We start from the raw sequence: 25,671 nt of genomic DNA, 5'->3' as shown, positions 1-25,671 counted from the left end.
CCGGCACCCAACGACAGGCCCGGTCACCGACGACCCCGAGTCGCCACCGACCGGGCCTGCCACTGCGCCGGCCACTACTCCACGTCGATGCCGTAGTCCTGGACGAGTTGCTCCAGGCCACCCGTGTAGCCCTTCCCGCCCAGCACGAAGTCCCAATCACCGTTGGACCTGCGCCGGAAAGAACCCAGTACCAGGGCGGTCTCTCGGACGCGCCCGTCGGACACCTCGAGCCGGCCGAGCTCGGTCATCGCCGGGTCCAGCAGCCGGATGCAGGCATCGGTGAATCCAGAGAGGTCGGCATCCGGATTCACCTCCGGATCCACCGCAGCCACCAGCACCAGTCGATCAGCGGCCTCCGGCAGCGCGTCGAAGGCGACACGCATGGCTGCCTTGTCCGGCCCCGCCGCAGGTACCGCGCGTACCGAGCCGTCCGGTGTCTGCGGATTGTTGAAGAAGACGAAGTGATCTTCGCTGAGGACGCGGCTGCCACGGCAGACCAGCGCGCACACGTCGAGCGCGACGCGGCCGGACCACGTCATGCCCAGCACGTTGTAGTCATCGGGCGAAGCCGCAGGGCCGGACGGCGCCGGCTGCGCCGAGGCAGCTGGTCGCCCCTCCCCCAGACGTCCACGAAGCCCATGCCGGTGCAGCAGGTCGACGAGTTCACCGCCGGATATGAGCTCCAAGGGCTTGCCCCGAGCGAAGGTGTGCGAGCCAGGGCCGAAGCCCGACGTGGTGACCAGCACGCCCTTGTTGGCGCCGACGTCCTGGACCGTGCCGTACAGGTCGCGCACCGCCGTGGGCGGCACGGTGTTCCGGTAGCGCTTCACCTGGACGACGATCTTGCCGCCACGTATGGGAGTCGGATCCATCGCATCCACGTCGACGCCACCGTCGTTCGAGCGCTGCGTGGTCACGGCCTGCATCCCCATGGCCCGGAACAGATCGGCGACGAGGGACTCGAAGGCGATCGGATCCATGTCGTACAGGTCCGGCTCGTGATCGCCGCCATGAGCGGCCACGGGGCTTCCGACGTCCTGGGGCCGTCGGCTCGGCCGCACGGAGGTGAGCTGGTCGGGCCGCGTCGCAAGCTGCCCCCTCAGCGCGTCGGTCAGACAGCTGACCGAGTCCACCTGCTCCAGATGCAGGTCCGTGAAGACCGTCCGCGAGGCCATGACGGTCGCCAGGAAGATGTGCGTCTGCCTTCCCGTCGCCGGGTCGTGGGCATCCACGAAGCCGTTCAAGGCCACCGAGTCGAGAATGCCGTACTCGTCAGCAGCGAAGAGCTGATGCAGCACCAGCAGCATGCTCTGCCCCAGCACCTCGCGGTACAGCGCCCGACGCTGACTCACCGGACGTGCCGCTTCCCTGTACTGATCCTCCCGGGACAGGTACCTCACGGACTTCGCTTCCGGGACCACGTCGTACGTGGGCAGCTCCCAATCCAGCACCAGCTGCCGCCCCGCCACGTCATAGGCCGCCGCCACCTGCCGAGGAAACCCCTCCGGCCAAGCCGTCGACGCGTAGAGCGCGGCGGAGAAGTACTCGACCACGGAATCTGGATCGCCCCGCCTGACCCTGTCAGTCGTCTCCCCGACCCCGGCGTTGTGCCGCCGCACCTCGGCCCGCTGAGCCTCTGCCCTCTGCTCGTGGTCCCGCTGCAACGCGGCCAACTGCTGCTGCCGCTGCGCCTCGGCAACCTGCGCGGCATGCCAGTCGCGCTCGAACCGGGCCCGCGCCTCGGCCTGTGCCTGTGCTCGCCTGTTGGCGGTCCAGCCCCCCTGTGCCTGGTACTGGCTCGGGTCGGGCATACGCACCGGCCACGCAAGTGGCCCCGGGTCGAACGGCGGGATGTCCTCCGTGCGCATCAGAGATGATGCCCTGAAAGCCGGCGCCCCACATCCCGTGGTCAGCAGACCTCGCAGGGCCGCAACCTGCGCCTCTAACTCCTCCGTACGCCATCTGGCCTCCGCCTGGCAGTACTCCCGGTGGCCCTGCGCGGCAAGCCGCTGGTGCGCCCGCGCCTGCCGTGCCTCCTCCCGACGCCGTCTCGCCTCGGCTTCCACCTGACGTTGTTGCTGCCGCTGAATCTCAGCCCACGCACCGACAAAACCAGCAGAGCGACGACTCATGCGCTACAGGCCCTCCCCAGGACGTCGGCACAGCCGACCAAGCACTGGTTGCCCCCACAACCAGGAGTAACAAAACGACTGTATCCAGCAATCGCCGTCCTGAATATCAAGTTGCCAAAGCGATCAGAATCAATCGTTCAGGCAGGTCACCGGCCCCGCTCCCCCCGCCCGGGAGATGGTCGGCCACCGCCCTCGCGTGCGCGGACCTCGTCGACCACACTGAGTCGATGGAATACGTCGGACGGGTGCCCGTGCCGCCGCTCGGGCTGTTCATCGACGACATCTACTGCCTGACCGGGGTGCCGCGGCACCGCAGGGTGAGTGTTCCGCCGATGCCGTCGGCGCATCTGTTCGTCAACCTGGGCGGGCCCGCCCGTCTGTGGGATTCCGATCCGTCCGTGCCGCCGGTGGTGTTCAACCAGGGGGACGGGTGGTTCATGGGCGTATGGACCAGGCGTTTCCTCTTCGAGCAGCCCACGCGGGTGCGGCTCGTCGGAGTGCATTTCAAGCCCTGGGGGCTCTCGCCGTTCCTCGGCATCCCGGCAGCCGAGCTGCACAACCGATGGGTGCCGTTCGGCGCCGTCTGGCAACGCGCTCTGGAACGGATGCGCAACCGGCTCGGCGACACCGCGTCGGCCACCGAGTCACTGCGGGTGATGGAGCAGGAGTTGCGATCGCGGCTCACCGGGACATCGGCGCGCGGTCTCGACCTGGTCCTGCACACGGGCAGGCGTCTGGAGACGTCCCACGGCGCGGTCCCGGTCGGGGCGCTGAGCGAGGCCGCCGGGGTGAGCGGCACTCACCTGGCGACGCAGTTCAAGTCGCATGTGGGGGTGACCCCCAAGCGAGTGGCGCGGATCTACCGCTTCGCCCGGCTGCTCCTGTCGGTGGACCCCCTGCACCCGGTCGACTGGGCGGACCTCGCTCACGCCGCGGGCTACTTCGACCAGGCCCATTTCAGCAAGGAGTTCAAGGACTTCACCGGCCACACGCCGACGGAGTACCTGGCACTGCGGCAGCGCTTCCCCGCCGAGCGGGACTTCCCGCCGGACAACGGCCCGATGCCGGCCGATTGATTTTCTACAAGCGCGGTCGCACGGTCGGGCGGCAGGATCGGAGGTGAACGCGCTGAAGGCGCAGGGCGATCCGAGGAGTACCGGTGGGCACAGTGATCATGCACAGCGTGGTGTCGGTGGACGGCTTCATCGCCGACAAGAACGACGACGTCGGGCCCCTGCACGACTGGTATTTCAGCGGGGACACCCCGATCACCGGGGACGCCGACCCGGAGTACGACCATTCCGGCGCCGGCAGCCCCTTCAAGGTCTCACGTGCGTCGGCGGAGTACGTCCGGCCGGCGTGGGCGGCGATCGGCACGACGGTGATGGGCCGCCACCTGTTCGACCTGGTGAACGGCTGGGAGGGTCGCCCGCCCGCGGGCGACCACGTGGTCGTGGTGTCCCACCGGCCCAAACCCGAGGGCTGGCACCCCGAGGCGTCGTACCACTTCGTCGATTCGGTGACGGCCGCGATCGACAAGGCCCAGGAGCTCGCCGGGGACCGCGTCATCGCGGTGAACGCCGGTGAGGTGGGCGGCCAGATCCTCGCCGCCGGCCTCGTGGACGAGGTGGCGATGGACGTGGTGCCGGTGGTGTTCGGATCGGGCAAACGCTACTTCGGCAGCATCGACGGGCAACTGCTGCTGGAGGACCCCCACGTGGTCGTCCAGGGCGACCGCGTGCTGCACCTGAGCTACAAGGTGCGCCGCTAGAGCTTCCGCCGGCTGCCGGAACCCGACGCCCCGGCAGCCGACACACCAGCCACCTCAGTGCGCGTGCCCGGTCCCGCTGGGCGCCGGGGCCGCGTTCTTGACCGTCAGCGGCAGCAGCTTCTTCCCCGTCGGGCCGATCTGGATCTGGGTGTCCATCTGCGGGCACACGCCACAGTCGAAGCACGGGGTCCAGCGGCAGTCCTCGACCTCGGTCTCGTCGAGGGCGTCCTGCCAGTCCTCCCAGAGCCAGTCCTTGTCCAGGCCCGAGTCCAGGTGGTCCCAGGGGAGGACCTCCTCGTAGGTGCGCTCGCGGGTCGTGTACCAGTCGACGTCCACGCCGAAGGGCTCAAGCGCCTTCTCCGCGCACTGCATCCAGCGGTCGTAGGAGAAGTGCTCGCGCCAGCCGTCGAAGCGGCCGCCGTCGTCGTAGACCGCGCGGATGACCGCGCCGATGCGGCGGTCACCGCGGGACAGCAGACCCTCGACGATGCCGGGCTTGCCGTCGTGGTAGCGGAAGCCGATGGAGCGGCCGTACTTCTTGTCACCGCGGATCTTGTCGCGGAGCTTGGCGAGGCGCTCGTCGGTCTGCTCCGCGGAGAGCTGGGGGGCCCACTGGAACGGGGTGTGGGGCTTCGGGACGAAGCCGCCGATGGAGACCGTGCAGCGGATGTCGTTGGAGTTCGACACCTCGCGGCCCTTGGCGATGACCTTCGTCGCCATGTCGGCGATCTGGAGGACGTCGTCGTCGGTCTCGGTGGGCAGGCCGCACATGAAGTACAGCTTCACCTGGCGCCAGCCGTTGCCGTAGGCCGTGGCGACGGTCCTGATCAGGTCCTCCTCCGAGACCATCTTGTTGATGACCTTGCGGATGCGTTCCGAGCCGCCCTCGGGGGCGAAGGTCAGACCGGAGCGGCGGCCGTTGCGGGTCAGCTCGTTCGCCAGGTCGATGTTGAAGGCGTCGACTCGGGTGGAGGGGAGGGAGAGGCCGATCTTGTCGTCCTCGTAGCGGTCGGCCAGGCCCTTGGCGATGTCGCCGATCTCCGAGTGGTCGGCCGAGGACAGGGACAGCAGGCCCACCTCCTCGAAGCCGGTCGCCTTCAGGCCCTTCTCCACCATGTCGCCGATGCCGGTGATCGAACGTTCCCGCACCGGGCGGGTGATCATGCCGGCCTGGCAGAAGCGGCAGCCGCGGGTGCAGCCGCGGAAGATCTCCACCGACATGCGCTCGTGGACCGTCTCGGCGAGCGGGACCAGGGGCTGCTTGGGGTAGGGCCACTCGTCGAGGTCCATGACCGTGTGCTTCGACACACGCCACGGGACGCCGCTGCGGTTCGGTACGACGCGGGCGATACGGCCGTCGGGGAGGTACTCGACGTCGTAGAAGCCGGGGACGTACACGCCGCCGGTCTTCGCCAGGCGGAGGAGGAGTTCCTCGCGGCCGCCGGGGCGGCCCTCCTCCTTCCAGGCGCGGATGATCCGCGTGACCTCGAGGACCGCCTGCTCGCCGTCGCCGATGACCGCGCAGTCGATGAAGTCGGCGATCGGCTCGGGGTTGAAGGCGGCATGGCCGCCGGCCATCACGATCGGGTCGTCCAGCGTGCGGTCCTTGGACTCCAGCGGGATGCCGGACAGGTCCAGGGCCGTGAGCATGTTCGTGTAGCCGAGCTCGGTGGAGAAGCTCAGGCCGAGCACGTCGAAGGCCTTGACCGGGCGGTGGCTGTCGACCGTGAACTGCGGGACGCCGTGCTCACGCATCAGCGCCTCCAGGTCGGGCCACACGCTGTAGGTGCGCTCGGCGAGGACGCCGTCCTGTTCGTTGAGCACCTCGTAGAGGATCATGACGCCCTGGTTGGGCAGTCCGACCTCGTAGGCGTCGGGGTACATGAGCGCCCAGCGAACGTCGCAGCTGTCCCAGTCCTTGACCGTGGAGTTGAGCTCTCCGCCGACGTACTGGATCGGCTTCTGCACATGCGGGAGGAGAGCTTCGAGCTGCGGAAACACAGACTTCACAGACTCGGCGGCTTCGGCAGGCATCTCGCTAACCTTCGTGTGCTGGCTGGGGGACCCCGGCCGGCGGCTGGGGACGGGTGACCATCAAGCCTAACGCGGTCGCGACGGTTCCCCGCACGATCAGAAGGCAGCTCCCTCTTTCACGGCTTTCCGATCGGCTTTTCGATCGGCTTTTCGAACGGCTCTCTGAACGGCTTCCCGATCGCCTTGCTCATCGACGCCCATGCCCCCGGCAGCTCCGTCTCGGCGATCTCCGCGCGCCGCTCCTCGCGGCCGTACAGCACGCCGTAGGTGAAGCCGCTCTCGCCCGCCGCGTGGGCGACGGCGGCGAGCTCGCTGAGGGTCTGGCGGGCCATGACGCTGTCCTGGTGGTCGCCGAGCAGGCCCTGGAGGGTTTTCATCGCCTTGACCAGGTCGGTCGCCGGGGCGCCGAGTGCCGGCGCGGCGGCCTCGGCGGCGTACCGGGTGCGCTTGGTCTTCTTGCGGGCCTCGTGCAGGGCCAGGTCGCGGTCCTGGCCGGGGGGCAGGTCGAGGGCCTGGGTGATGAGGCCGGAGAGCTTGTCGAGGTCCTTGCGCACGGCGTCGGCGAGCACCTTGCCGGGTTTCGCCGCGGCCTTCTTGCGCAGGGGCGGGTCGGTGAGCAGGGCGTCGAGGGTGTCGAGGAGGGTGAGGTAGCGGCGGGAGTCGAGGATGGCGGTGACCTGGCTGTGGGCTCCGCTGTGGCCGGCCCGGGACCAGGCGGTGAGCCTGTCGCGCACGGGGCCGTGGACGAGGGTGCCGGGCAGGTCGTCGAGGGCCGTGCGCAGGCGCTCGGCGAGTACCTCCTGGTCGCGGTCGAGGCCCAGCTCGGCGGCGAGCCACTTCAGGTCGGTGGCGATGGGGTCGGTCACCTCGCGGTCGAGGACGGTGCCGAAGGTGCGGAAGGTGCTGCGCAGGCGGCGGGTGGCCACCCGCATGCGGTGCACGGCGTCGGGGACGTCCTGGCGGACCGCGGGGTCGAGCCCGACGAGGGCGTCGCGCTGTTCGCGGACGTAGGCGAGGACGTGGTCCCCGGCGGTGACGGGCTCGCCGGTCTTCCGCCGCTTGCGCTTCCCCGCCTTCGAGGCAGGCCCGGTTGCCGTTGCCCCAGCCGATCCCGCCGGTGCCACAGCCGGTCCCGAAGCCGGTGCGGATGCCGGTGCGGGTGCCGGTGCGGGTGCCGATGTGGATGCGGATGCGGGTGAGTCGCCGCCGGCCGTCTCCGCCAGTGCCCGCGCCAGCTTCGACGCGGACGTCGAGGGGCTCGCCCCTGCCTTGCGCAGACGTTTCTCCACCTTGTCGAGGAACGCGGGATCCCCGCCGTCGGCGAGTTCGACCTCGATCTCGGTCCACCGGGCCGTGCCGCCGTCGCCGGTGAGACGTTCGGCGTGCACGGCGTCGAGGCTGACCTCGGCGAGGAGCCGGCCGGCGGCGTCGAGGAGGTGGCGTACGTCGCGGTCGGAGCGCAGCCGGATCACGGGCCGCAGTTCGTGCTCGCGCACGCGGGAGCGGACGAGGCGGGCGAGGCTGTCGGGGAGGTCGTCGGAGAGCGGGGCGCGGATCTCGTCCCGTACGCCGGGGGCGACCGGGAACTTCAGGTGCCAGCCGGCGTCCGTCCCGCCGGTGCGGCGGCGCAGGGTGAGGGCGGCGGAGGTCAGCCGTTGGTCGGCGGTGTCGTAGTAGGTGGCGTCGAGGTGGGCGACGCCCTTGTCGAGGACGGACGCGACGCCTGGGACGCCGGTCAGCTCGGGCAGTGCGCCGTCCCGGGTCTCGTACTTCCGCTCGATCTCGCGCTTGGTGTCCGCCATGGACCGAATCTAGTCGGCCCGGGTACGGAGCGGCAGAGGACCGCTCCGTACCCGCGGTGACGGACGGCTAGGCGGACAGGGGTCTCTGCAGGCGGATGGACTGCAGCAGGCCCACCGCCAGCCACACGGCGAACATCGACGAGCCGCCGTAGGACACGAACGGCAGGGGCAGGCCGGTCACCGGCATGATGCCGAGGGTCATGCCGATGTTCTCGAAGGACTGGAAGGCGAACCAGGCGACGATGCCGGCGGCGACGACCGTGCCGTACAGGTCGGTGGTGTCGCGGGCGATGCGGCAGGCGCGCCACAGGATGATGCCGAGCAGGAGGATGATCAGGCCGCCGCCGACGAAGCCGAGTTCCTCACCGGCGACGGTGAAGACGAAGTCGGTCTGCTGCTCGGGGACGAACTGGCCGGTGGTCTGGTGGCCGTTGAAGAGGCCCGCGCCGGTCAGTCCGCCGGAGCCGATGGCGATGCGGGCCTGGTTGGTGTTGTAGCCGACGCCTGCCGGGTCGAGCTCGGGGTTGGCGAAGGCGGCGAAGCGGTTGATCTGGTAGTCGTCGAGGACCCCGAGCTGCCAGACGGTGACCGCGCCGATGGCGCCCGCTCCGATGAGGCCGAAGACCCAGCGGTTGGAGGCGCCGGAGGCGAGCAGCACGCCGAGCACGATGACCACCATGACCATGACCGACCCGAGGTCGGGCATCAGCATCACGATCAGCATGGGCACGACGGCCAGCCCGAGGGCCTGGAGGACCGTGCGGTGGTCGGGGTACTGCTTGTCGCCCGCGTCGACGCGGGTGGCCAGCAGCATCGCCATGCCCAGGATGATCGTGAGCTTGACGAACTCCGAGGGCTGGAGGGAGAAGCCGCCGGGGAGCTTGATCCAGGAGTGGGCGCCGTTGATGGTGGAGCCCAGCGGGGTGAGCACCAGCAGGATCAGGAAGACGGACGCGCCGTACAGGATCGGCACGGCGGTGCGCAGGGCGCGGTGGCCGAGCCAGAGCGCGCCGATCATCAGGGCCAGTCCGATGCCGGTGTTGAGCAGGTGCCGGACCAGGAAGTAGTACGGGTCGCCCTGGTTGAGCTCGGTGCGGTTGCGGGTGGCCGAGAACACCAGGAGGGAGCCGAGCAGCGACAGGGCGATCGCACAGAGCAGTATCGGCCAGTCGAGGCGCCGGGCCAGGGAGTCGCGGGCGAAGAGCCGCGTCCAGCCGGCCCGTTCGGGTCCGTAGCCGGAGACCTGGAAGCTGTTCACACCGCCGGTCATGTCACGGCCCTCCGGGTTCCGGTGCCGCGTCGCCGGCGTGCGTGGCGGCGCGGGCGCCCGTCACCGCGGCGCCGGTCGCGGCGCCGGGTGTCGCGGTTGCCGGCCTCCGGTGAGGGGACGGTGCCCGCCTGCTGCTGGTCGGCGGGGTCCTGGCCGTCCTGCGGTGTGGTGGCCGAGGCGTCGGGCGAGGGGCTCGCCGTCTTGGCGGGGTCCTTGGGGATCTTCGGGGACTTGATGGTGCCGTCCGTCTGGACCTTCGGCAGGCTCTTCTGCGGCTCGGGCAGCAGCGCCTTCTTCTTGTCGATCTCGCCGTCCTCGGAGACGCCGTACAGCGCGTTGTAGATGTTGCGCACGGCGGGGCCCGAGGCACCGGAGCCCGTACCACCCTGGGAGATCGTCATGACGACCGTGTAGTCCTCGGTGTAGGTGGTGAACCAGGAGGTGGTCTGCTTGCCGTAGACCTCGGCCGTACCGGTCTTGGCGTGCATCGGGATCTTGTCCTGCGGCCAGCCGCCGAAGCGCCAGGCGGCCGTACCGCGGGTGGCGACGCCTTCGAGGGCTTCGTCTATGGCGGCGAGGGTCTTCTTCGACATCGGCAGCTTGCCGTGCGCCTTGGGCTCGATCTCCGTGACGGTCTTGCCGTCGGGGCTGATGACGGCCTTGCCGACGGTGGGGTCGTACATGGTGCCGCCGTTGGAGATGGCGGCGTAGATGGTGGCCATCTGGATGGGGGTGACGAGGGTGTCGCCCTGGCCGATGGAGTAGTTGACGGAGTCACCGGCGCGCAGGCGGTTGCCTTCGAGGCAGTTCTCGTAGGCGATGCGCTCGGCGTAGCTGCCGCCCTTCTTGCCGGTCTTGCACCAGGCGTCCTTGTTGGCCTTCCAGTAGTCCTGCTTCCACTGGCGGTCGGGAACGCGGCCGGTGACCTCGTTGGGCAGGTCGATGCCGGTCTCCTTGCCGAGGCCGAACTGGTGGGCGGTCTTGTAGAACCAGTCGTTGGCGTTCTTCTTCGGCTTGTTGCCGCCGTCGCGCTTCCACTCCTCGTGGGAGAGGCGGTAGAAGACGGTGTCGCAGGAGACCTCGAGGGCGCGGCCGAGGCTGATCGGGCCGTGGTTCTGGGACTCGAAGTTCTTGAAGACCTGCCCGCCGATGGAGTACGAGCTGGAGCAGTTGTAGGGGCCCTCGAAGGAGTAGCCGGCGTTGATGGCGGCGGCCGTCGGGATGACCTTGAAGACGGAGCCGGGTGCCGACTGTCCCTGGATGGCGCGGTTGAGCAGCGGGTAGTTGGACTTCTTGCCGGTGAGTTTGGCGTAGTCCTTGGCGGAGATGCCGCCGACCCAGGCGTTGGGGTCGTAGGTCGGGTTGGACGCCATGGCGACGACGCGGCCGGTCTTGGACTCCATCACCACGACGGCGCCGGAGTCGGCCTTGTAGTTGGTGCCGGTGTTGCGGTCGTGCTGCTTGCGGGCTTCCTTCATCGCCCAGTCGAGCTGGTACTCGGCGACGCGCTGGACGCGGGCGTCGATGCTGGTGACGAGGTTGGCGCCGGGCTCGGCGGGGTCGGACTGGGCCTTGCCGATGACGCGGCCGAGGTTGTCGACCTCGTAGCGCGTGACGCCGGCCTTGCCGCGCAGCTGCTTGTCGTACTGCCGCTCCAGTCCGGAGCGGCCGACCATGTCGGAGCGCAGGTAGGGCGACTCGGTGTCCTGGGCCTGCTGGATCTCCTCGTCGGTGACGGGCGAGAGGTAGCCGAGGACCTGGGCGGTGTTGGCCTTGCCGGGGCCGGCGTAGCGGCGCACGGCCTGGGGTTCGGCGGTGATGCCGGGGAAGTCCTCGGCGCGTTCGCGGATCTGCAGGGCCTGCTTGGGGGTGGCCTCGTCGGTGATGGGGATGGGCTGGTACGGCGAGCCGTTCCAGCAGGGTTGGGGGGTCTTCGCGTCGCAGAGGCGGACCTTCTCCATGACCTCCTTGGGGGTCATGCCGAGGACTCCGGCGAGTTTGGTCAGGACCGCCTTGCCGTCGTCCTTCATCTTCAGCAGGTCGGTGCGGGAGGCGGAGACGACCAGCCGGGTCTCGTTGTCGGCGAGGGCCACTCCGCGGGCGTCGAGGATGGAGCCGCGCACCGCGGGCTGGACGACCTGCTGGACGTGGTTGCCGGACGCCTCCTTGGCGTACTGGTCGCCTTCGCGGATCTGGAGGTACCACAGGCGGCCGCCGAGGGTGCCGAGCAGGGAGAGGACGAGGACCTGGATGACGACGAGCCGGATCTGGACCCGTGGGCTGCGCCCGGTCTCGGGAATGTTGGTCACGCGGCTTCTCCCCCTCTCGATGCCCTGGACGGTCGTGCCACCGATGGCTGTCCCGCTGACGGCTGTGTGCGTACGAGTGATGAACGGCGGGCCCGCACGGCGGGGTTCCGCTCCCGCCCACTCGTCCGGGTGAACTTCGCCGGGGTCACAGGCGCTTGACCCCCTTGATGCGTCCGGCGCGCGCGACCCGCGCCCGGGCCGCCTTCACCCGCAGGCTGCTGCCCCGCTGGCCGCCGATGCGCAGCCCGGTGCCGCCGGCGAGCCAGCCCGAGGAGATGTCGCCGGCCTTGGTGGAGTTGGTCTCGGCGAGGGGGTCGTTCTCCGCGCGTCTGGCCAGGGCCATGACGCCGGGGACGACGAACGGCGCGAGCAGCAGGTCGTACAGGGCGGCGGTGAACAGCAGGCTGCCGAGGCCCACATGGCGGGCGGCGGTGTCGCCGACGAGGGCGCCGACACCGGCGTAGAGCAGGGTGGAGCCGAGGGCGGCGGCGACGACCACGACCATCGGGCCGGTGGCCGACTTCACCTGGCCGGTCTCGGGTTTGACGAGTCCGGCGAGGTAGCCGATGACGCACAGCACCAGGGCGTAGCGGCCGGCCGCGTGGTCGGCGGGCGGTGCGAGGTCGGCGAGGAGCCCGGCGAAGAAGCCTACGAGGGCGCCGCCGACGTGGCCGTAGACCAGGGCGAGGCCGAGGACGGTGAGGAGCAGCAGGTCGGGCACGGCGCCCGGGAGGTGGAGCCGGGCGAGGACGCTGACCTGGATCACCAGGGCGACGACGATCAGTGAGCTGGAGAGCAGGATCCGGTTGACGCGCATGGTGACAGCTCCTACTGCTCTTGCTGGTCCTGGCCGTCGGCCGGGGCGGACGGGGTGACGGTCACCGTCACGGTCGGCGTGGGGGTCGGCTTCGGCTTCTTCGGCAGCACCGTGTCGCGCGGGTCCTTCTCGGGCGCCTGGACGACGACGCCGACGACGTCGAGCTTGCTGAAGCTGACGTACGGCGTGACGTAGAGGGTGCGGGTCAGGTCGCCGCCGGAGGGGTCGACGCGGGAGACGACACCGACGGGCACGCCGGGCACGAACGGCTTGTCGGCCTGGGAGCCGAAGGTGACGAGGCGGTCGCCCTTCTTGACCTCGGCCTTGCCGTTGAGGAGTTCGACGCGCAGGGGGCGGTCGCCCTGTCCGGAGGCGAAGCCGAGTTCGTCGCTGCCTTCCATGCGTGTGCCGACGGTGAAGTCGGGGTCGCTGGCGAGCAGCACGGTGGCGGTGTTCGGGCCGACGGTGGTGACCCGGCCGACGAGTCCGTCGCCGTTGAGGACGGTCATGTCGCGTTTGATGCCGTCGTTCGCGCCGACGTCGATGGTGATGGTCCAGGAGAAGCCCTGCGCGGCTCCGATGGCGATGACCTGGGCGCCCTTGATGCCGTACTGGCCCTTGCCGGCGGTGCCGAGCATCTTGTCGAGCTGCTTGAGCCTGCTGCGGCTGCGGTCGTCGCTGCCGAGTTCGGCCTTGAGCGCGGCGTTCTCCCGCTCCAGTTCGGCCAGCCGGTCGTGCCGGTCGCCGGATTCGCGGACGGCGGAGACGGCGTTGCCGATGGGGTCCACCGCGCTCGACACACCGCTCTCGATCGGGCCGAAGACGGTCGCCGCGGCCTGTCGGGCACCGTCGACCGGCGAATCCTCCCCGCCGCGGATGTCCACCGTGATCAGCGCGAACGCGATGGCGATCAGCAGCACCAGGAGCAGCCGGCTCTCTTTCGTGTCCCTCACGTGCGGCGGCCGTGCCTTCCTCGTCGAGAACGGGTATGAGACAGGGATTTTTGTGAGCTTATGCCTCTATATCAACGATCCGCCGTACGAGAGGTGATCGTCCCGTACGGCGGAATCGAAGAGTTGTGTCATCTGCGCGGCTGGGCGTCCAGCACCTGCTGCAGCGCCTCGAACTCCTCGACGCACTTGCCGGAGCCGAGCGCCACGCTGTCCAGCGGGTCCTCGGCGATGTGGATCGGCATGCCCGTCTCCCGGCGCAGCCGCTCGTCCAGACCGCGCAGCAGGGCTCCGCCGCCGGTCAGAACGATTCCCCGGTCCATGATGTCGCCGGACAGCTCCGGCGGGCACTTGTCGAGGGTCGTCTTGACGGCGTCCACGATGGCGTTGACGGGTTCCTCGATGGCCTTGCGGACTTCGGCGGCCGAGATGACGACGGTCTTGGGCAGCCCGGAGACGAGGTCCCGGCCGCGGATTTCGGTGTGCTCGTCGGTGTCGAGGTCGTACGCCGAACCGATCGTGATCTTGATCTGTTCGGCCGTCCGCTCACCCAGCAGCAGGGAGTACTCCTTCTTGATGTGCTGGATGATGGCGTTGTCCAGTTCGTCGCCCGCGACACGGATGGACTGGGCGGTGACGATGCCGCCGAGGGAGATGACCGCGACCTCCGTGGTGCCGCCGCCGATGTCCACCACCATGTTGCCGGTGGCCTCGTGGACCGGCAGTCCGGAGCCGATGGCCGCCGCCATGGGCTCCTCGATGATGTGCACCTGACGGGCGCCGGCCTGGGACGACGCCTCGATGACGGCGCGGCGCTCGACGCCGGTGATGCCCGAGGGCACACAGACGACGACCCGCGGACGAGCCAGATACCGCCGCTTGTGGATCTTCAGGATGAAGTAGCGGAGCATCCGCTCGGTGATCTCGAAGTCGGCGATGACGCCGTCCTTCAACGGGCGTACGGCAACGATGTTGCCGGGCGTGCGCCCGATCATCTTCTTCGCTTCGGCGCCGACCGCGAGGATGCCACCGGTGTTGGTGTTGATCGCGACGACGGACGGCTCGTTGAGTACGATCCCGCGACCCCTGACGTACACCAGCGTGTTGGCGGTCCCGAGGTCGACAGCCATGTCACGGCCGATGAACGACATTGAGTTCCCCATCAGGATTCGTCTGGCCTTCCCACGAGCTTTTGAGGGCTTTTCAGGTCGGCGAGGTGGGTGCTGTGACGTGAAGGCTTCCATGGTAGACGCGCCTTCGCGAACACTGCGCGAGGGTCTTCGCCATTGTCATCAGATGGCGTCTCCCGTTGCTTGTGGAGACGGTCCATCGGGGGCATCCGTTCCCCCGAACGCCGCGCATATGCCAGGAAGGTCCGGGGGCAAAGCCCCCAGACCCTCCGGCAGGTGCGTGAACGGGCCGAGCCGGCCGCGACGAGATCGTTATGCGGCGCTCTCCCGCCGCCCGCGTCCTTACGCGCGGCCCGGGAAGAAGATCTTCACCTCGCGCTCGGCGGACTCCTCGGAGTCCGAGGCGTGGATCAGGTTCTCCCGGACGATGACCCCGAAGTCGCCGCGGATCGACCCGGGGGCGGCGGCGATCGGGTCGGTCGGGCCGGCCAGCTGGCGCAGCCCCTCGATGACCCGCTCACCCTCGACGATCATCGCCACGACGGGACCGGAGGCCATGAACTCCACCAGCGGCTCGTAGAAGGGCTTGCCCTTGTGCTCGCCGTAGTGCTGCTCCAGCGTGTCCTGGTCCAGGGTGCGCAGCTCCAGCGCGGTGATCTGCCAGCCGGCCTTGCGCTCGATGCGGCTGATGATCTCGCCGGTCAGGCCTCGACGGACGGCGTCGGGCTTGAGGAGGACGAGGGTGCGCTGGGTCACGGCGGAGCTCCTTGTGTGCAGCAGATGTGTGCGGGGTGACGAGATTACCGGGCGTGTCCCCGCGGTTGTCACGCAGCGTCAGGCTGGTCGGCCTGCGCGGCGAACCGGGCCTTCGCCTCGTCCACCTTTCGACCGAAATGCACCGAAGCCCACCACAGGGCGGCGAAGACGACCCCCATGAAGAACATCGTCGGGACGAACACACCGGAGGCGATGAGGGCGATCTGCAGCGCCCAGCCGAGGGCCACGCCGCCGGGCCGGGTCACCATCCCGCACAGCGCCACGGACAGGAACATGGCGATGCCGCACACGGTCCACACCGTGCCCGTCGCGAGGTCCGGGTCCTTCATCGCGACCAGCCCGGCGAAGCCGATGACGAAGAACTCGCCGATCAGAGTGGAAGAACAGAGCGTACGCATCGTGGGTTCAGCCCCTCCCGAGGAGCAGTCGGGCCTCGCCGACGGTGATGACGGAACCGGTGACGAGCACACCGCCGCCCGCGAACTCGCCCTCCTCCTCGGCCAGCGTGATCGCGGCCTCCAGCGCGTCGGGCAGCCGGGGCTCGACCTGGACGCGGTCCTCGCCGAACACCTCGACGGCGATTCCCGCCAGTTCGTCGGCGTCCATCGCGCGGTGGCTGGAATTCTGCGTGACGACGACCTCCGCGAAGACCGGCTCGAAGGCCTCCAGCAGCCCGCGGGCGTTCTTGTCGCCGCTCGCGCCGACGACACCGATGAGCCGGCTGAACTGGAACGCCTCCCCGATCGCCTCGGCCGCCGCCCGCGCGCCCGCCGGATTGTGCGCGGCGTCCAGCACGACCGTGGGCGAACGCCGTACGACCTCCAGCCGGCCCGGTGAGGCGACGGCGGCGAAGGCGCGGCGCACGGTGTCGATGTCGAGCGGTTCGGCGCGCTGCGCGCCGACGCCGAAGAACGCCTCCACCGCGGCGAGCGCCACGGCCGCGTTGTGCGCCTGGTGCGCGCCGTGCAGAGGGATGTACACCTCCGTGTACTCGCCGCCCAGCCCGCGCAGGGTGAGCAGCTGACCGCCGACGGCGACCTGCCGGTCGACCACGCCGAACTCCAGGCCCTCCCGGGCCACGGTCGCGTCCACCTCGACGGCCTTCTTCAGCAGCACCTGCGCCGCGTCCACCGGCTGCTGGGCCATGATCACGGTGGCGTCCCGCTTGATGATGCCCGCCTTCTCGGTGGCGATCTCCGCGGGCGTGGTGCCGAGGCGGTCCGTGTGGTCGAGGTCGATGGGCGTGACGACGGCGACGTCCCCGTCGATCACGTTCGTGGCGTCCCAGCTGCCGCCCATGCCGACCTCGACGACGGCGACGTCCACCGGCGCGTCGGCGAAGGCGGCGTACGCCATGCCGGTCAGCACCTCGAAGAACGACAGCCGGTACTCCTGCTGGGAGTCGACCATCTCGACGTACGGCTGGATGTCCCGGTACGTCTCGATGAACCGCTCGGCGGAGATCGGCGCGCCGTCGAGGCTGATGCGCTCGGTGATCGACTGCACGTGCGGGGAGGTGTACCGGCCGGTGCGCAGCTCGAAGGCGCCGAGGAGGGCCTCGATCATGCGGGCGGTGGAGGTCTTGCCGTTGGTGCCGGTGATGTGGATGGAGGGGTACGAGCGCTGGGGCTCGCCGAGGACGTCCATCAGGGCGGAGATACGGCTGACGGAGGGTTCGAGCTTGGTCTCGCCCCAGCGGGTGGCCAGCTCCCCCTCGACCTCGCGCAGGGCCTTGTCGACCTCGGGGTCCTCGGGGCGCGCGGGGATGTCCGCCTGAGGGGGGCCGCCCTGGGTGCGCAGGGTGCGGCTGCCGGCCTCGATGACGGCGAGATCGGGGTCGCGGTCGGTCTCCGCGGCGATGATCTCTTCGAAGGAGTCGAGGGGGTCGGGCTCGTTCTGGTCACTCACGGGGCCAGTCTACGGAGCCGGACTGACAGGGTGCCTACGGAGTGGGGTGGCGTGGCCTGTCGGGCGAGTGCGGGTCGGTTGTGGCTGGTCGCGCAGTTCCCCGCGCCCCTTTAGGGACGTCGGTGCCCCCGGCGCCTGCAAGGGCACCGGGGGGCCTGGACGCGCGACAGGGAGTTACGCCGGCGGCAGCTTCTCCAGCTGGGCCGTGATGCGGGCGATGTCCTCCTCCGCCTTCGCCAGGCGGGTGCGGATCTTGTCGACCACGTGGTCCGGGGCCTTGGACAGGAACGCCTCGTTGCCGAGCTTGGCCGTGGCCTGGGACTTCTCCTTCTCGGCGGCGGCGAGGTCCTTCGCCAGACGCTTGCGCTCCGCCGCCACGTCGATCACGCCGGAGAGGTCCAGCGCGACCTCGACGCCCGCGACCGGGAGGGTCGCCGTCGCCGTGAAGGAGTCGCCCTCCGGCTGGAGGCGCAGCAGCTGGCGGATGGCCGCCTCGTGCGGGGCGAGGGCCGTACCGTCGAGGGTCAGGCGGGCCGGGACCCGCTGGCCGGGCTGGAGGCCCTGGTCGGCGCGGAAGCGGCGGACCTCGGTGATGACCGACTGGAGCGTGGAGATCTCCTGCTCGGCCGCCGCGTCCCGGAAGCCGCTGTCCTTCGGCCAGTCGGCGATGACGATCGACTCGCCGCCGGTGAGCGTGGTCCACAGGGTCTCCGTCACGAACGGGACGACCGGGTGGAGCAGCTTGAGCGTGACGTCGAGGACCTCGCCGAGGACGCGCTTGCTGACCTCGGCCGGCTCGCCGCCCGCCTGGAACGTGGTCTTGGACAGCTCGACGTACCAGTCGAAGACCTCGTCCCACGCGAAGTGGAACAGCGCGTCCGACAGCTTGGCGAACTGGAAGTCGTCGTAGTACGCGTCGACTTCGGCGACGACCGAGTTCAGGCGGGAGAGGATCCAGCGGTCCGTGGACGACATCGCCGAGGGATCCGGCAGGGGCCCGTCCACCGTCGCGCCGTTCATCAGCGCGAAGCGGGTCGCGTTCCAGATCTTGTTGGCGAAGTTGCGCGAGCCCTGGACCCAGTCCTCGCCGATCGGGACGTCGACACCGGGGTTGGCGCCACGGGCCAGCGTGAACCGGAGCGCGTCGGAGCCGTACTTGTCCATCCAGTCCAGCGGGTTGACCGCGTTGCCGAAGGACTTCGACATCTTCTTGCCGAACTGGTCGCGGACCATGCCGTGCAGGGCGATGGTGTGGAACGGCGGGGTGCCGTCCATCGCGTACAGGCCGAACATCATCATGCGGGCGACCCAGAAGAAGAGGATGTCGTAGCCGGTGACCAGGACGGAGTTCGGGTAGAACTTCGCGAGCGACTCGGTCTGTTCGGGCCAGCCGAGCGTGGAGAACGGCCACAGGCCGGAGGAGAACCAGGTGTCCAGGACGTCGGTGTCCTGGTGCCAGCCCTCGCCGGTGGGCGGCTCCTCGTCGGGGCCGACGCAGACGACCTCGCCGTTCGGGCCGTACCAGACCGGGATGCGGTGGCCCCACCACAACTGCCGCGAGATGCACCAGTCGTGGAGGTTGTCGACCCAGTCGAAGTAGCGCTTCTCCATCTCCTGCGGGTGGATCTTGACGCGGCCGTCGCGGACCGCGTCACCGGCGGCCTTGGCGAGCGGGCCGACCTTGACCCACCACTGCATGGACAGGCGCGGCTCGATGGTGGTCTTGCAGCGCGAGCAGTGGCCGACGGAGTGGACGTACGGGCGCTTCTCGGCGACGATCCGGCCCTCGGCGCGCAGGGCGGCGACGATGGTCGAGCGGGCCTCGAGGCGGTCCAGGCCCTGGAAGGGGCCGTGGGCGGTGATGACGGCGTGCTCGTCCATCACGGCGATGGCGGGCAGGCCGTGCCGCTGGCCGATCTCGAAGTCGTTCGGGTCGTGGGCCGGGGTGACCTTGACGGCGCCCGTGCCGAACTCCGGGTCGACGTGCTCGTCGGCGACGACCGGGATACGGCGGCCGGTGAGCGGCAGCTCGATCTCGCGGCCGACGAGGTGCCGGTAGCGCTCGTCCTCGGGGTGGACGGCGACGGCGGTGTCACCGAGCATCGTCTCGGCGCGGGTGGTGGCCACGACGATGGAGTCGTCGCCCTCGCCGTAGCGGATGGAGACGAGCTCGCCGTCGTCGTCCTGGTACTCGACCTCGATGTCGGAGATGGCGGTCAGGCAGCGCGGGCACCAGTTGATGATGCGCTCGGCGCGGTAGATCAGCTCGTCGTCGTAGAGCCGCTTGAAGATCGTCTGGACGGCCTGCGACAGCCCTTCATCCATGGTGAAGCGCTCACGCGACCAGGCGACACCGTCACCGAGCCGCCGCATCTGCCCGCTGATCTGCCCGCCGGACTCGCCCTTCCACTGCCAGACCCGCTCGACGAACGCCTCACGGCCGAGGTCGTGCCGGGACCTGCCCTCCTTCGCGAGCTCCCGCTCGACGACGTTCTGGGTGGCGATACCGGCGTGGTCCATGCCGGGCTGCCACAGCGTCTCGAAGCCCTGCATGCGCTTGCGTCGGGTCAGGGCGTCGATCAGGGTGTGCTCGAAGGCGTGCCCGAGGTGCAGGCTGCCAGTGACGTTCGGCGGCGGGATGACGATGGTGTACGGCGGCTTGTCGCTCTTCTCGTCCGCCTCGAAGTAGCCCCGTTCTACCCAGCGCTCGTACAGCGGCCCCTCTACGTCGGCCGGCGCGTACTGGGTCGGCAGTTCGGTGATGGGCGCTGATTGCGGCTGCTGAGTGTTCTCGGTCACGGGCATGAGTTTACGGGTGTCACGGCCCAGTCCCGAAACGCGATTCCTTTGTAACGGTGCGACCCCCGCTGGCCTGAACACATCACGTCTGCGCCAGGATGTGGACGACACATAAGCATCTGGAGGGGAACCCAGAAATGAGCTACAACCAGCCGGGCCCGTACGGCGGGCAGCCCCAGCAGCCCGGACCGTACGGCCAGCCGGGTCCTTACGGCCAGCAGCCGCAGGCTCCGCAGCCCGGCTACGGCTACCCCCAGCAGGCCCCGCCGCCCGGCCAGCCCGGCTACGGCTACCCCCAGCAGCCCGGCCAGCCCGGCGTCCCCCCGCAGCAGCCCCCGTACGGCCAGCAGCCTCCCTACGGCCAGGCCCCGTACGGCATGCCCCCGCAGCCCCCCGCCTCCGGCGGCGGCGGCAAGAAGGCGGGCATCATCATCGGCGCGGTGGCGGTCGTGGCGGCGATCGGCGTGGGCGCGTACTTCGTGATCGGCGGGGGCGGCGGCGCCGGCGGCATCGAGGACGACGGCGCGCACAAGCTCGCCACTCCTCAGAAGGTGCTCGGCGAGTACACCCGGTTCTCGAAGGACGGGCAGGCCAGCGGCGACGACTCGGCGGACGACCTGGAGAAGAGCGGCGTCAAGAACGGCAAGACGGTTCTCGGCGTCTACTCTACGGCCGACTTGAGCGGCTACGACCCCAGCGATCCCTCCACCGCACCGGACCCGTCGGAGCTGGCTTCGGCCAAGGGCATCACGTTCGCCGGCGCCTATGGAGAGATCGCCGACCCGGAGAAGGCCCTCGACACCTTCTTCAAGAACTTCAAGAAGTCGTCGCAGGAGGACTCGTCCAGCGGCACCAAGGCCGAGTTGGTGGGCGAGCCTGAGGACGTCGAGCTCGAGGGTGCGGCCATGAGGTGCCAGGCCGCAAAGGGACAGGACCCGACGACCCAGCAGGAGAAGACCGACTGGTTCTGTGTCTGGGCCGACTACAGCACCATTGCTCTGGTGTCGCCCGGTGATACGACGAAGGGCGTGAGCAAGGACGTGGCAGCGGACATCACGACCAAGCTCCGCAAGGAAGTCCGCGTCAAGGCCTGACGGCGACGTACGCCGAAAGGGCCCCGGTCGCTCGACCGGGGCCCTTTCGTATGCCGTGCGTTGCTACGCCGTCTTCTGCTCGCCCGGGCCCCGGCCGCGGGCGTCCCTCGGGATCAGGGTCGGGTTGACGTTGGAGAGGACCACGTCCGCCGTGATGACCACGCGGGCCACGTCCTTGCGGGACGGGACCTCGTACATCACGCCCTGGAGGACTTCCTCCATGATGGCGCGCAGGCCCCGCGCGCCGGTCTGGCGGAGGATGGCCTGGTCGGCGATGGCTTCGAGGGCCTCGCGTTCGAAGTCGAGTTCCACGCCGTCGAGTTCGAAGAGGCGCTGGTACTGCTTCACGAGCGCGTTGCGGGGTTCGACCAGGATCTTCAGCAGTGCCTCGCGGTCCAGGTTGTGCACGCTCGTGATCACCGGGAGGCGGCCGATGAATTCCGGGATCATGCCGAACTTGACCAGGTCCTCCGGCATGACCTCCTCGAACTGGTCCTTGTTCTCCAGCTCGCGCTTGGAGCGGATCGTCGCACCGAAGCCGATGCCCTTGGCACCCGCCCGGCCCTCGATGATCTTCTCCAGGCCGGCGAAGGCGCCGCCCACGATGAACAGGACGTTCGTCGTGTCGATCTGGATGAACTCCTGGTGCGGGTGCTTGCGGCCGCCCTGAGGCGGGACCGAGGCCGTGGTGCCCTCCAGGATCTTCAGCAGGGCCTGCTGGACGCCCTCGCCCGAGACGTCGCGCGTGATGGAGGGGTTTTCACTCTTCCGCGCGACCTTGTCGATCTCGTCGATGTAGATGATGCCGGTCTCGGCCTTCTTGACGTCGTAGTCGGCGGCCTGGATCAGCTTCAGCAGGATGTTCTCGACGTCCTCGCCCACATAGCCCGCCTCGGTCAGCGCCGTGGCGTCGGCGATCGCGAACGGGACGTTCAGCATACGGGCCAGGGTCTGCGCGAGGAGGGTCTTGCCGGAGCCCGTGGGACCCAGCAGCAGGATGTTGGACTTCGCCAACTCGATGGCGTCGTCACGGCCCTGGGCGCCGCCGTTCTCGCCGGCCTGCACCCGCTTGTAGTGGTTGTACACCGCGACGGAGAGGGCCTTCTTGGCCGCCTCCTGCCCGACGACGTACCCCTCGAGGAACTCGTAGATCTCGCGAGGCTTGGGCAGTTCCTCCCAGCGCACCTCGCTGGTCTCGGCGAGCTCCTCCTCGATGATCTCGTTGCAGAGATCGATGCACTCGTCGCAGATGTACACACCGGGCCCTGCGATGAGCTTCTTGACCTGCTTCTGGCTCTTTCCGCAGAACGAGCACTTGAGCAGATCGCCGCCGTCACCGATGCGTGCCACGGTGTGCTTCCCCTTCGCCTGGGAGACGCCTGGACGTCAACGTCCAGCGGCTCCTGGTGCTGCCTTATGTCCGACGGTACCTTGCCGGGCCCCCCGTTCGGGCCCCCCTTGGCGCGGTTCGCTTTGACGTGGACCGTGCCAAACCGTGCCAAGGGGCGGCAGACGTCTCAGCCTCCCGCGTCAGCGCAGGCTGGAGTTGTCCATCTTGCGGGTGGTGATGATCTGGTCGATCAGGCCGTACTGCAGCGCGTCCTCGGCCGTGAGGATCTTGTCGCGCTCGATGTCCTCGCGGATCTTCTCGATCGTCTGGGTGGAGTGCTTGGCCAGCATCTCCTCCAGCTGCGTCCGCATCCGCAGGATCTCGTTGGCGGCGATCTCCAGGTCGGAGACCTGGCCGCGGCCCGTCTCGCTGTACGGCTGGTGGATCAGCACGCGTGCGTTGGGCAGGGCCATGCGCTTGCCGGGCGTGCCGGCGGCCAGCAGGACGGCGGCGGCGGAGGCCGCCTGGCCCATGCAGACCGTCTGGATGTCCGGCTTGACGTACTGCATCGTGTCGTAGATCGCCGTCAGCGCGGTGAAGGAGCCACCGGGGCTGTTGATGTAGACCGAGATGTCCCGGTCGGGGTCCATCGACTCCAGGCACAGCAGCTGCGCCATGACGTCGTTGGCGGAGGCGTCGTCGATCTGGACGCCGAGGAAGATCACGCGCTCCTCGAAGAGCTTCGCGTACGGGTCGTACTCGCGGATGCCCTGGGAGGTGCGCTCGACGAAGCGCGGGATGACGTAGCGGGACTCGGCCGTGGGGCCGGTGTACCGGGACTGAGAGGCGCGCATGTCCTGCACGGCGTCCATGCGGTCGTACAGGCCGCGGCCGGGGAAGTCGTTCACGGTGTCTCCTGGAAAGGGGCTGAGGCGGTCGGCTGAGGCTGCTGGGGCGGTTCACCGGGCCCTGTCAGGGCCCGGAGGCGTCCACGGGGCCGCACGGGCTCCGTCGGGCCGCTCAGGCCCCGGTGCCGCCGCCGCCCGGCATGCCGGCGGCCGTGGCGATCACGTCGTCGATCAGGCCGTAGTCCTTGGCCTCGAAGGCGTCGAACCAGCGGTCACGGTCGGAGTCACGGGTGATCTGCTCGACCGTCTGGCCGGTGTGCTGGGCCGTGAGCTCGGCCATGCGCTTCTTGGTGTGCAGCAGCCGCTCGGCGTGGATCTTGATGTCCGAGGCCGAGCCGGCCAGGCCGGCGGAGGGCTGGTGGATCAGGATCTCGGCGTTCGGCAGCGCGAAGCGCTTGCCGGGCGTACCGGCGCTCAGCAGGAACTGGCCCATGGAGGCCGCCAGGCCCATGGCGATCGTCACCACGTCGTTCTTGATGTACTGCATGGTGTCGTAGATCGCCATGCCGGCCGTGATGGAGCCGCCGGGGCTGTTGATGTAGAGGTAGATGTCCTTGTCCGGGTCCGCGGCAAGGAGCAGCAGCTGTGCGGTGATCCGGTTCGCAATGTCGTCGTCGACCGGCTGGCCGAGGAAGATGATCCGCTCGTTGAGCAGCCGGCTGTAGACCTGGTCGCCGAGGCCACCACCGATGGAGGGCTCGCCGGCGGCGGAGGGCATCAGATTCGTCACGTATCCACCTGCTCGTCTTACGACGGCGCCGGGCCGTCTCACGTGTTCCCTGCGGGGGCCTCCGGCGGTTTGGCCGCCTGGTGCTCGGGCCCCGTATTCAAGGACCCTAACGCTCTGGGTGGGTGGTGCCATCCCGGTTCTGTGGGTGTTCGCCGGGGGCGTAGCGCCGGGGCGGTCTCGCCGCGGGGGTGCGGTGCGTGGGTGAGTGCGGGTTCGTCGGGGCTGGTCGCGCAGTTCCCCGCGCCCCCGGGGGGTGCTGCGGCTCGCGTACGTCGAAAGGGCCCCGGGGAATCCCCCGGGGCCCTTCCTACGACCTGGCAGATGCCGGGGGCTCAGCCCTCGGTCTTCTCCTCGGCGGACTCGTCGGAGTCGGCGGACTCAGCGGCGGCCTCGGCCGTCTCGGCCTCCTCCGTCTCCTCCTCGTCCTCCAGGTCGACGATCTCGCCGTTGGTGTCCTTGACCGTGGCCTTCTCGACCACGACGGCCAGGGCCTTGCCGCGGGCGACCTCACCGACGAGGAGCGGGACCTGGCCCTGCTCGACGACGGCCTGGGCGAACTGGTCGGGGGACATGCCGGAGGAGGCCGCGCGCCGCATGAGGTGCTCGGTGAGCTCCTCCTGGTTGACGTTGAGCTTCTCCTGCTTGACGAGCTCGTCGAGCACGAACTGGGTCTTGATGCCCTTGATCGCGGCCTCGCGGGTCTCGTTGTCGAACTCCTCGGCGGTCTTGCCCTGGATCTCCAGGTACTTGTCGAGGGTGAGGCCCATCTGGCCGAGCTGGTGGTGCTCGAGGTTGTGCTTACGGGTGTTGATCTCGTCCTCGAGCAGCTTCTCGGGGACCGGGACCTCGACCAGCTCGAGCAGCTTCTCCAGGACGCGCTCCTGGGCCTGCGTGGCCTGGTCGTACTGCTTCATGTTCTCCAGGCGCTTGCGGCTGTCGGCCTTCAGCTCCTCGAGGGTGTCGAACTCGGAGGCGAGCTGCGCGAACTCGTCGTCCAGCTCGGGCAGCTCGCGCTTGGCGACCTGGGTGACCTTGACGGTGACCTCGGCCTCCTTGCCGGCCGCGGAGCCGCCCTTGAGCTCGGAGGTGAAGGTGGCCTCCTCACCGGCGGACAGGCCCTTGACGGCGTCGTCGATGCCGTCGAGGAGCTCGCCGGAGCCGATCGTGTAGGAGACGCCGCTGGCGACGCCGTCCTCGAGGACCTCTCCGTCGACCTTGGCCTGAAGGTCGATGGTGACCACGTCGCCGTCCTCGGCGGCGCGCTCGACCGGGGAGGTGGAGGCGAAGCGCTCGCGGAGCTGCTCGACCGACTTCTCGACGTCCTCGTCGGTGACCTCGACGGCGTCGACCTCGACCTCGATGCCGGAGTAGTCCGGGATCTCGATGGCCGGGCGGATGTCGACCTCGGCGGTGAAGTTCAGCGTCTCGCCGTCCTTCAGCTCCGTGATGTCGACCTCGGGCTGGCCCAGGGGGCTCAGCTCGGCCTCGTTGACCGCGTCGGTGTAGAACTTCGGGAGGGCGTCGTTGACGGCCTCCTCCAGGACCGCACCGCGGCCGAAGCGCTGGTCGATGACCCGGGCCGGGACCTTGCCCTTGCGGAAGCCCTTCACCGTGACCTGCTGGTTGATCTTCTTGTACGCCGCGTCGAGGCTGTCCTTGAGCTCCTCGAAGGGCACCTCGACAGTGAGCCGAACCCGGGTCGGGTTCAGGGTCTCCACGGCGCTCTTCACGGTTCGGTCTCCTTGTGGCTGACTTCTCGGTTTCTGCCGGGACCAGAACGGTCCGGCGGATTCGCCGCCCGGAGGACTTCAGACGCTGAGACACACGGGCGTGCAGCTTGCATAGTAACGGCAGCGACTACGGCGCCCAAAAGGCGATCACCGGTGCGTGACCGGAAGGATCACCGAGGG

The 25,671-nt window shown here is 69.3% G+C and carries 19 protein-coding genes; 3 read left to right on the top strand and 16 right to left on the bottom strand.

The genetic code is table 11. The annotated features are described in order from the left end of the window. Positions 1–74 precede the first annotated feature (74 nt). Positions 75–2,132, bottom strand: a complete 2,058-nt coding sequence (locus AB0412_RS00350; RefSeq protein WP_366400193.1) for a restriction endonuclease — start codon at positions 2,130–2,132, stop codon at positions 75–77. 227 nt (positions 2,133–2,359) lie between these two features. On the opposite strand from AB0412_RS00350, the gene AB0412_RS00345 reads away from it, so the two are divergent. Further along, the gene (locus tag AB0412_RS00345; protein WP_366400192.1) at positions 2,360–3,208 is read left to right on the top strand and encodes a helix-turn-helix domain-containing protein; all 849 of its coding nucleotides are present in this window, start codon (positions 2,360–2,362) and stop codon (positions 3,206–3,208) included. A gap of 83 nt (positions 3,209–3,291) precedes the next feature. Further along, positions 3,292–3,903 carry a dihydrofolate reductase family protein gene (locus AB0412_RS00340; RefSeq protein ID WP_366400191.1) on the top strand — a complete coding sequence of 204 codons (612 nt, stop codon included), beginning with the start codon at positions 3,292–3,294 and terminating at the stop codon, positions 3,901–3,903. Between the two features lie 54 nt (positions 3,904–3,957). On the opposite strand, the gene AB0412_RS00335 is transcribed toward AB0412_RS00340, so the two are convergent. The 11 genes from AB0412_RS00335 to AB0412_RS00285 form a co-directional block, all read right to left on the bottom strand. Beyond that, on the bottom strand, positions 3,958–5,937 hold the full coding sequence (locus tag AB0412_RS00335; RefSeq protein ID WP_366400190.1) for a TIGR03960 family B12-binding radical SAM protein: 1,980 nt from the start codon (positions 5,935–5,937) through the stop codon (positions 3,958–3,960). Positions 5,938–6,053: 116 nt separating this feature from the next. Then, on the bottom strand, positions 6,054–7,739 hold the full coding sequence (locus tag AB0412_RS00330; protein ID WP_366400189.1) for a CYTH and CHAD domain-containing protein: 1,686 nt from the start codon (positions 7,737–7,739) through the stop codon (positions 6,054–6,056). Positions 7,740–7,806: 67 nt separating this feature from the next. After that, positions 7,807–9,009 (bottom strand): rod shape-determining protein RodA, encoded by a 1,203-nt coding sequence (gene rodA / locus AB0412_RS00325; protein WP_366400188.1) that lies wholly within the window; start codon positions 9,007–9,009, stop codon positions 7,807–7,809. Continuing rightward, positions 9,006–11,318, bottom strand: coding sequence for a penicillin-binding protein 2 (gene mrdA, locus AB0412_RS00320; RefSeq protein WP_366400187.1), 2,313 nt, complete (start codon positions 11,316–11,318; stop codon positions 9,006–9,008). The genes rodA and mrdA overlap by 4 nt, the downstream gene beginning before the upstream one ends. A gap of 145 nt (positions 11,319–11,463) precedes the next feature. Next, positions 11,464–12,135: a rod shape-determining protein MreD gene (mreD, locus tag AB0412_RS00315; protein ID WP_366400186.1), complete on the bottom strand. Its 672-nt coding sequence runs from the start codon at positions 12,133–12,135 to the stop codon at positions 11,464–11,466. An 11-nt stretch (positions 12,136–12,146) separates the two neighbouring features. Beyond that, positions 12,147–13,088: a rod shape-determining protein MreC gene (gene mreC / locus AB0412_RS00310; protein ID WP_366400185.1), complete on the bottom strand. Its 942-nt coding sequence runs from the start codon at positions 13,086–13,088 to the stop codon at positions 12,147–12,149. Positions 13,089–13,216: 128 nt separating this feature from the next. Then, entirely contained in the window at positions 13,217–14,236 is a 1,020-nt protein-coding gene (locus AB0412_RS00305) for a rod shape-determining protein (protein ID WP_006133575.1), read from the bottom strand. Between the two features lie 321 nt (positions 14,237–14,557). Continuing rightward, positions 14,558–14,971 (bottom strand): nucleoside-diphosphate kinase, encoded by a 414-nt coding sequence (gene ndk / locus AB0412_RS00300; protein WP_142195371.1) that lies wholly within the window; start codon positions 14,969–14,971, stop codon positions 14,558–14,560. Positions 14,972–15,039: 68 nt separating this feature from the next. Further along, complete coding sequence (locus AB0412_RS00295) at positions 15,040–15,390, bottom strand: DUF4233 domain-containing protein (protein ID WP_366400184.1); 351 nt, start codon at positions 15,388–15,390, stop codon at positions 15,040–15,042. Between the two features lie 7 nt (positions 15,391–15,397). Then, positions 15,398–16,900, bottom strand: coding sequence for a folylpolyglutamate synthase/dihydrofolate synthase family protein (locus AB0412_RS00290; RefSeq protein ID WP_366400183.1), 1,503 nt, complete (start codon positions 16,898–16,900; stop codon positions 15,398–15,400). A 174-nt stretch (positions 16,901–17,074) separates the two neighbouring features. After that, positions 17,075–19,699, bottom strand: coding sequence for a valine--tRNA ligase (locus AB0412_RS00285; protein ID WP_366400182.1), 2,625 nt, complete (start codon positions 19,697–19,699; stop codon positions 17,075–17,077). A gap of 137 nt (positions 19,700–19,836) precedes the next feature. On the opposite strand from AB0412_RS00285, the gene AB0412_RS00280 reads away from it, so the two are divergent. Continuing rightward, complete coding sequence (locus tag AB0412_RS00280) at positions 19,837–20,793, top strand: hypothetical protein (RefSeq protein ID WP_366400181.1); 957 nt, start codon at positions 19,837–19,839, stop codon at positions 20,791–20,793. Positions 20,794–20,856: 63 nt separating this feature from the next. On the opposite strand, the gene clpX is transcribed toward AB0412_RS00280, so the two are convergent. From clpX to tig, 4 genes are all read right to left on the bottom strand, one after another. Then, the gene (clpX, locus tag AB0412_RS00275) at positions 20,857–22,143 is read right to left on the bottom strand and encodes an ATP-dependent Clp protease ATP-binding subunit ClpX (RefSeq protein WP_366400180.1); all 1,287 of its coding nucleotides are present in this window, start codon (positions 22,141–22,143) and stop codon (positions 20,857–20,859) included. A gap of 180 nt (positions 22,144–22,323) precedes the next feature. After that, positions 22,324–23,031, bottom strand: a complete 708-nt coding sequence (locus AB0412_RS00270) for an ATP-dependent Clp protease proteolytic subunit (protein ID WP_313904518.1) — start codon at positions 23,029–23,031, stop codon at positions 22,324–22,326. A 112-nt stretch (positions 23,032–23,143) separates the two neighbouring features. Further along, entirely contained in the window at positions 23,144–23,749 is a 606-nt protein-coding gene (locus tag AB0412_RS00265; protein WP_366400788.1) for an ATP-dependent Clp protease proteolytic subunit, read from the bottom strand. Between the two features lie 344 nt (positions 23,750–24,093). Continuing rightward, positions 24,094–25,491 carry a trigger factor gene (gene tig / locus AB0412_RS00260; protein ID WP_366400179.1) on the bottom strand — a complete coding sequence of 466 codons (1,398 nt, stop codon included), beginning with the start codon at positions 25,489–25,491 and terminating at the stop codon, positions 24,094–24,096. Positions 25,492–25,671 lie beyond the last annotated feature (180 nt).

Origin of the sequence: Streptomyces sp. NPDC052012 (assembly GCF_040689265.1) — a bacterium.
GTDB lineage: Bacteria > Actinomycetota > Actinomycetes > Streptomycetales > Streptomycetaceae > Streptomyces.
The sequence above is the reverse complement of the archived record's forward strand: the minus strand, read 5'-3'. Positions and strand labels throughout refer to the sequence as shown.

What these genes read in the sequence shown, in the direction of transcription:
- AB0412_RS00350 (WP_366400193.1), bottom strand. Translation starts at nt 2,132, where the DNA reads ATGAGTCGTCGCTCTGCTGGTTTTGTCGGTGCGTGGGCTGAGATTCAG.
- AB0412_RS00265 (WP_366400788.1), bottom strand. Translation starts at nt 23,749, where the DNA reads ATGCCCTCCGCCGCCGGCGAGCCCTCCATCGGTGGTGGCCTCGGCGAC.
- AB0412_RS00330 (WP_366400189.1), bottom strand. Translation starts at nt 7,739, where the DNA reads ATGGCGGACACCAAGCGCGAGATCGAGCGGAAGTACGAGACCCGGGAC.
- rodA (WP_366400188.1), bottom strand. Translation starts at nt 9,009, where the DNA reads ATGACCGGCGGTGTGAACAGCTTCCAGGTCTCCGGCTACGGACCCGAA.
- AB0412_RS00335 (WP_366400190.1), bottom strand. Translation starts at nt 5,937, where the DNA reads ATGCCTGCCGAAGCCGCCGAGTCTGTGAAGTCTGTGTTTCCGCAGCTC.
- mreD (WP_366400186.1), bottom strand. Translation starts at nt 12,135, where the DNA reads ATGCGCGTCAACCGGATCCTGCTCTCCAGCTCACTGATCGTCGTCGCC.
- AB0412_RS00305 (WP_006133575.1), bottom strand. Translation starts at nt 14,236, where the DNA reads ATGTCGTTCATCGGCCGTGACATGGCTGTCGACCTCGGGACCGCCAAC.
- AB0412_RS00345 (WP_366400192.1), top strand. Translation starts at nt 2,360, where the DNA reads ATGGAATACGTCGGACGGGTGCCCGTGCCGCCGCTCGGGCTGTTCATC.
- AB0412_RS00280 (WP_366400181.1), top strand. Translation starts at nt 19,837, where the DNA reads ATGAGCTACAACCAGCCGGGCCCGTACGGCGGGCAGCCCCAGCAGCCC.
- AB0412_RS00295 (WP_366400184.1), bottom strand. Translation starts at nt 15,390, where the DNA reads ATGCGTACGCTCTGTTCTTCCACTCTGATCGGCGAGTTCTTCGTCATC.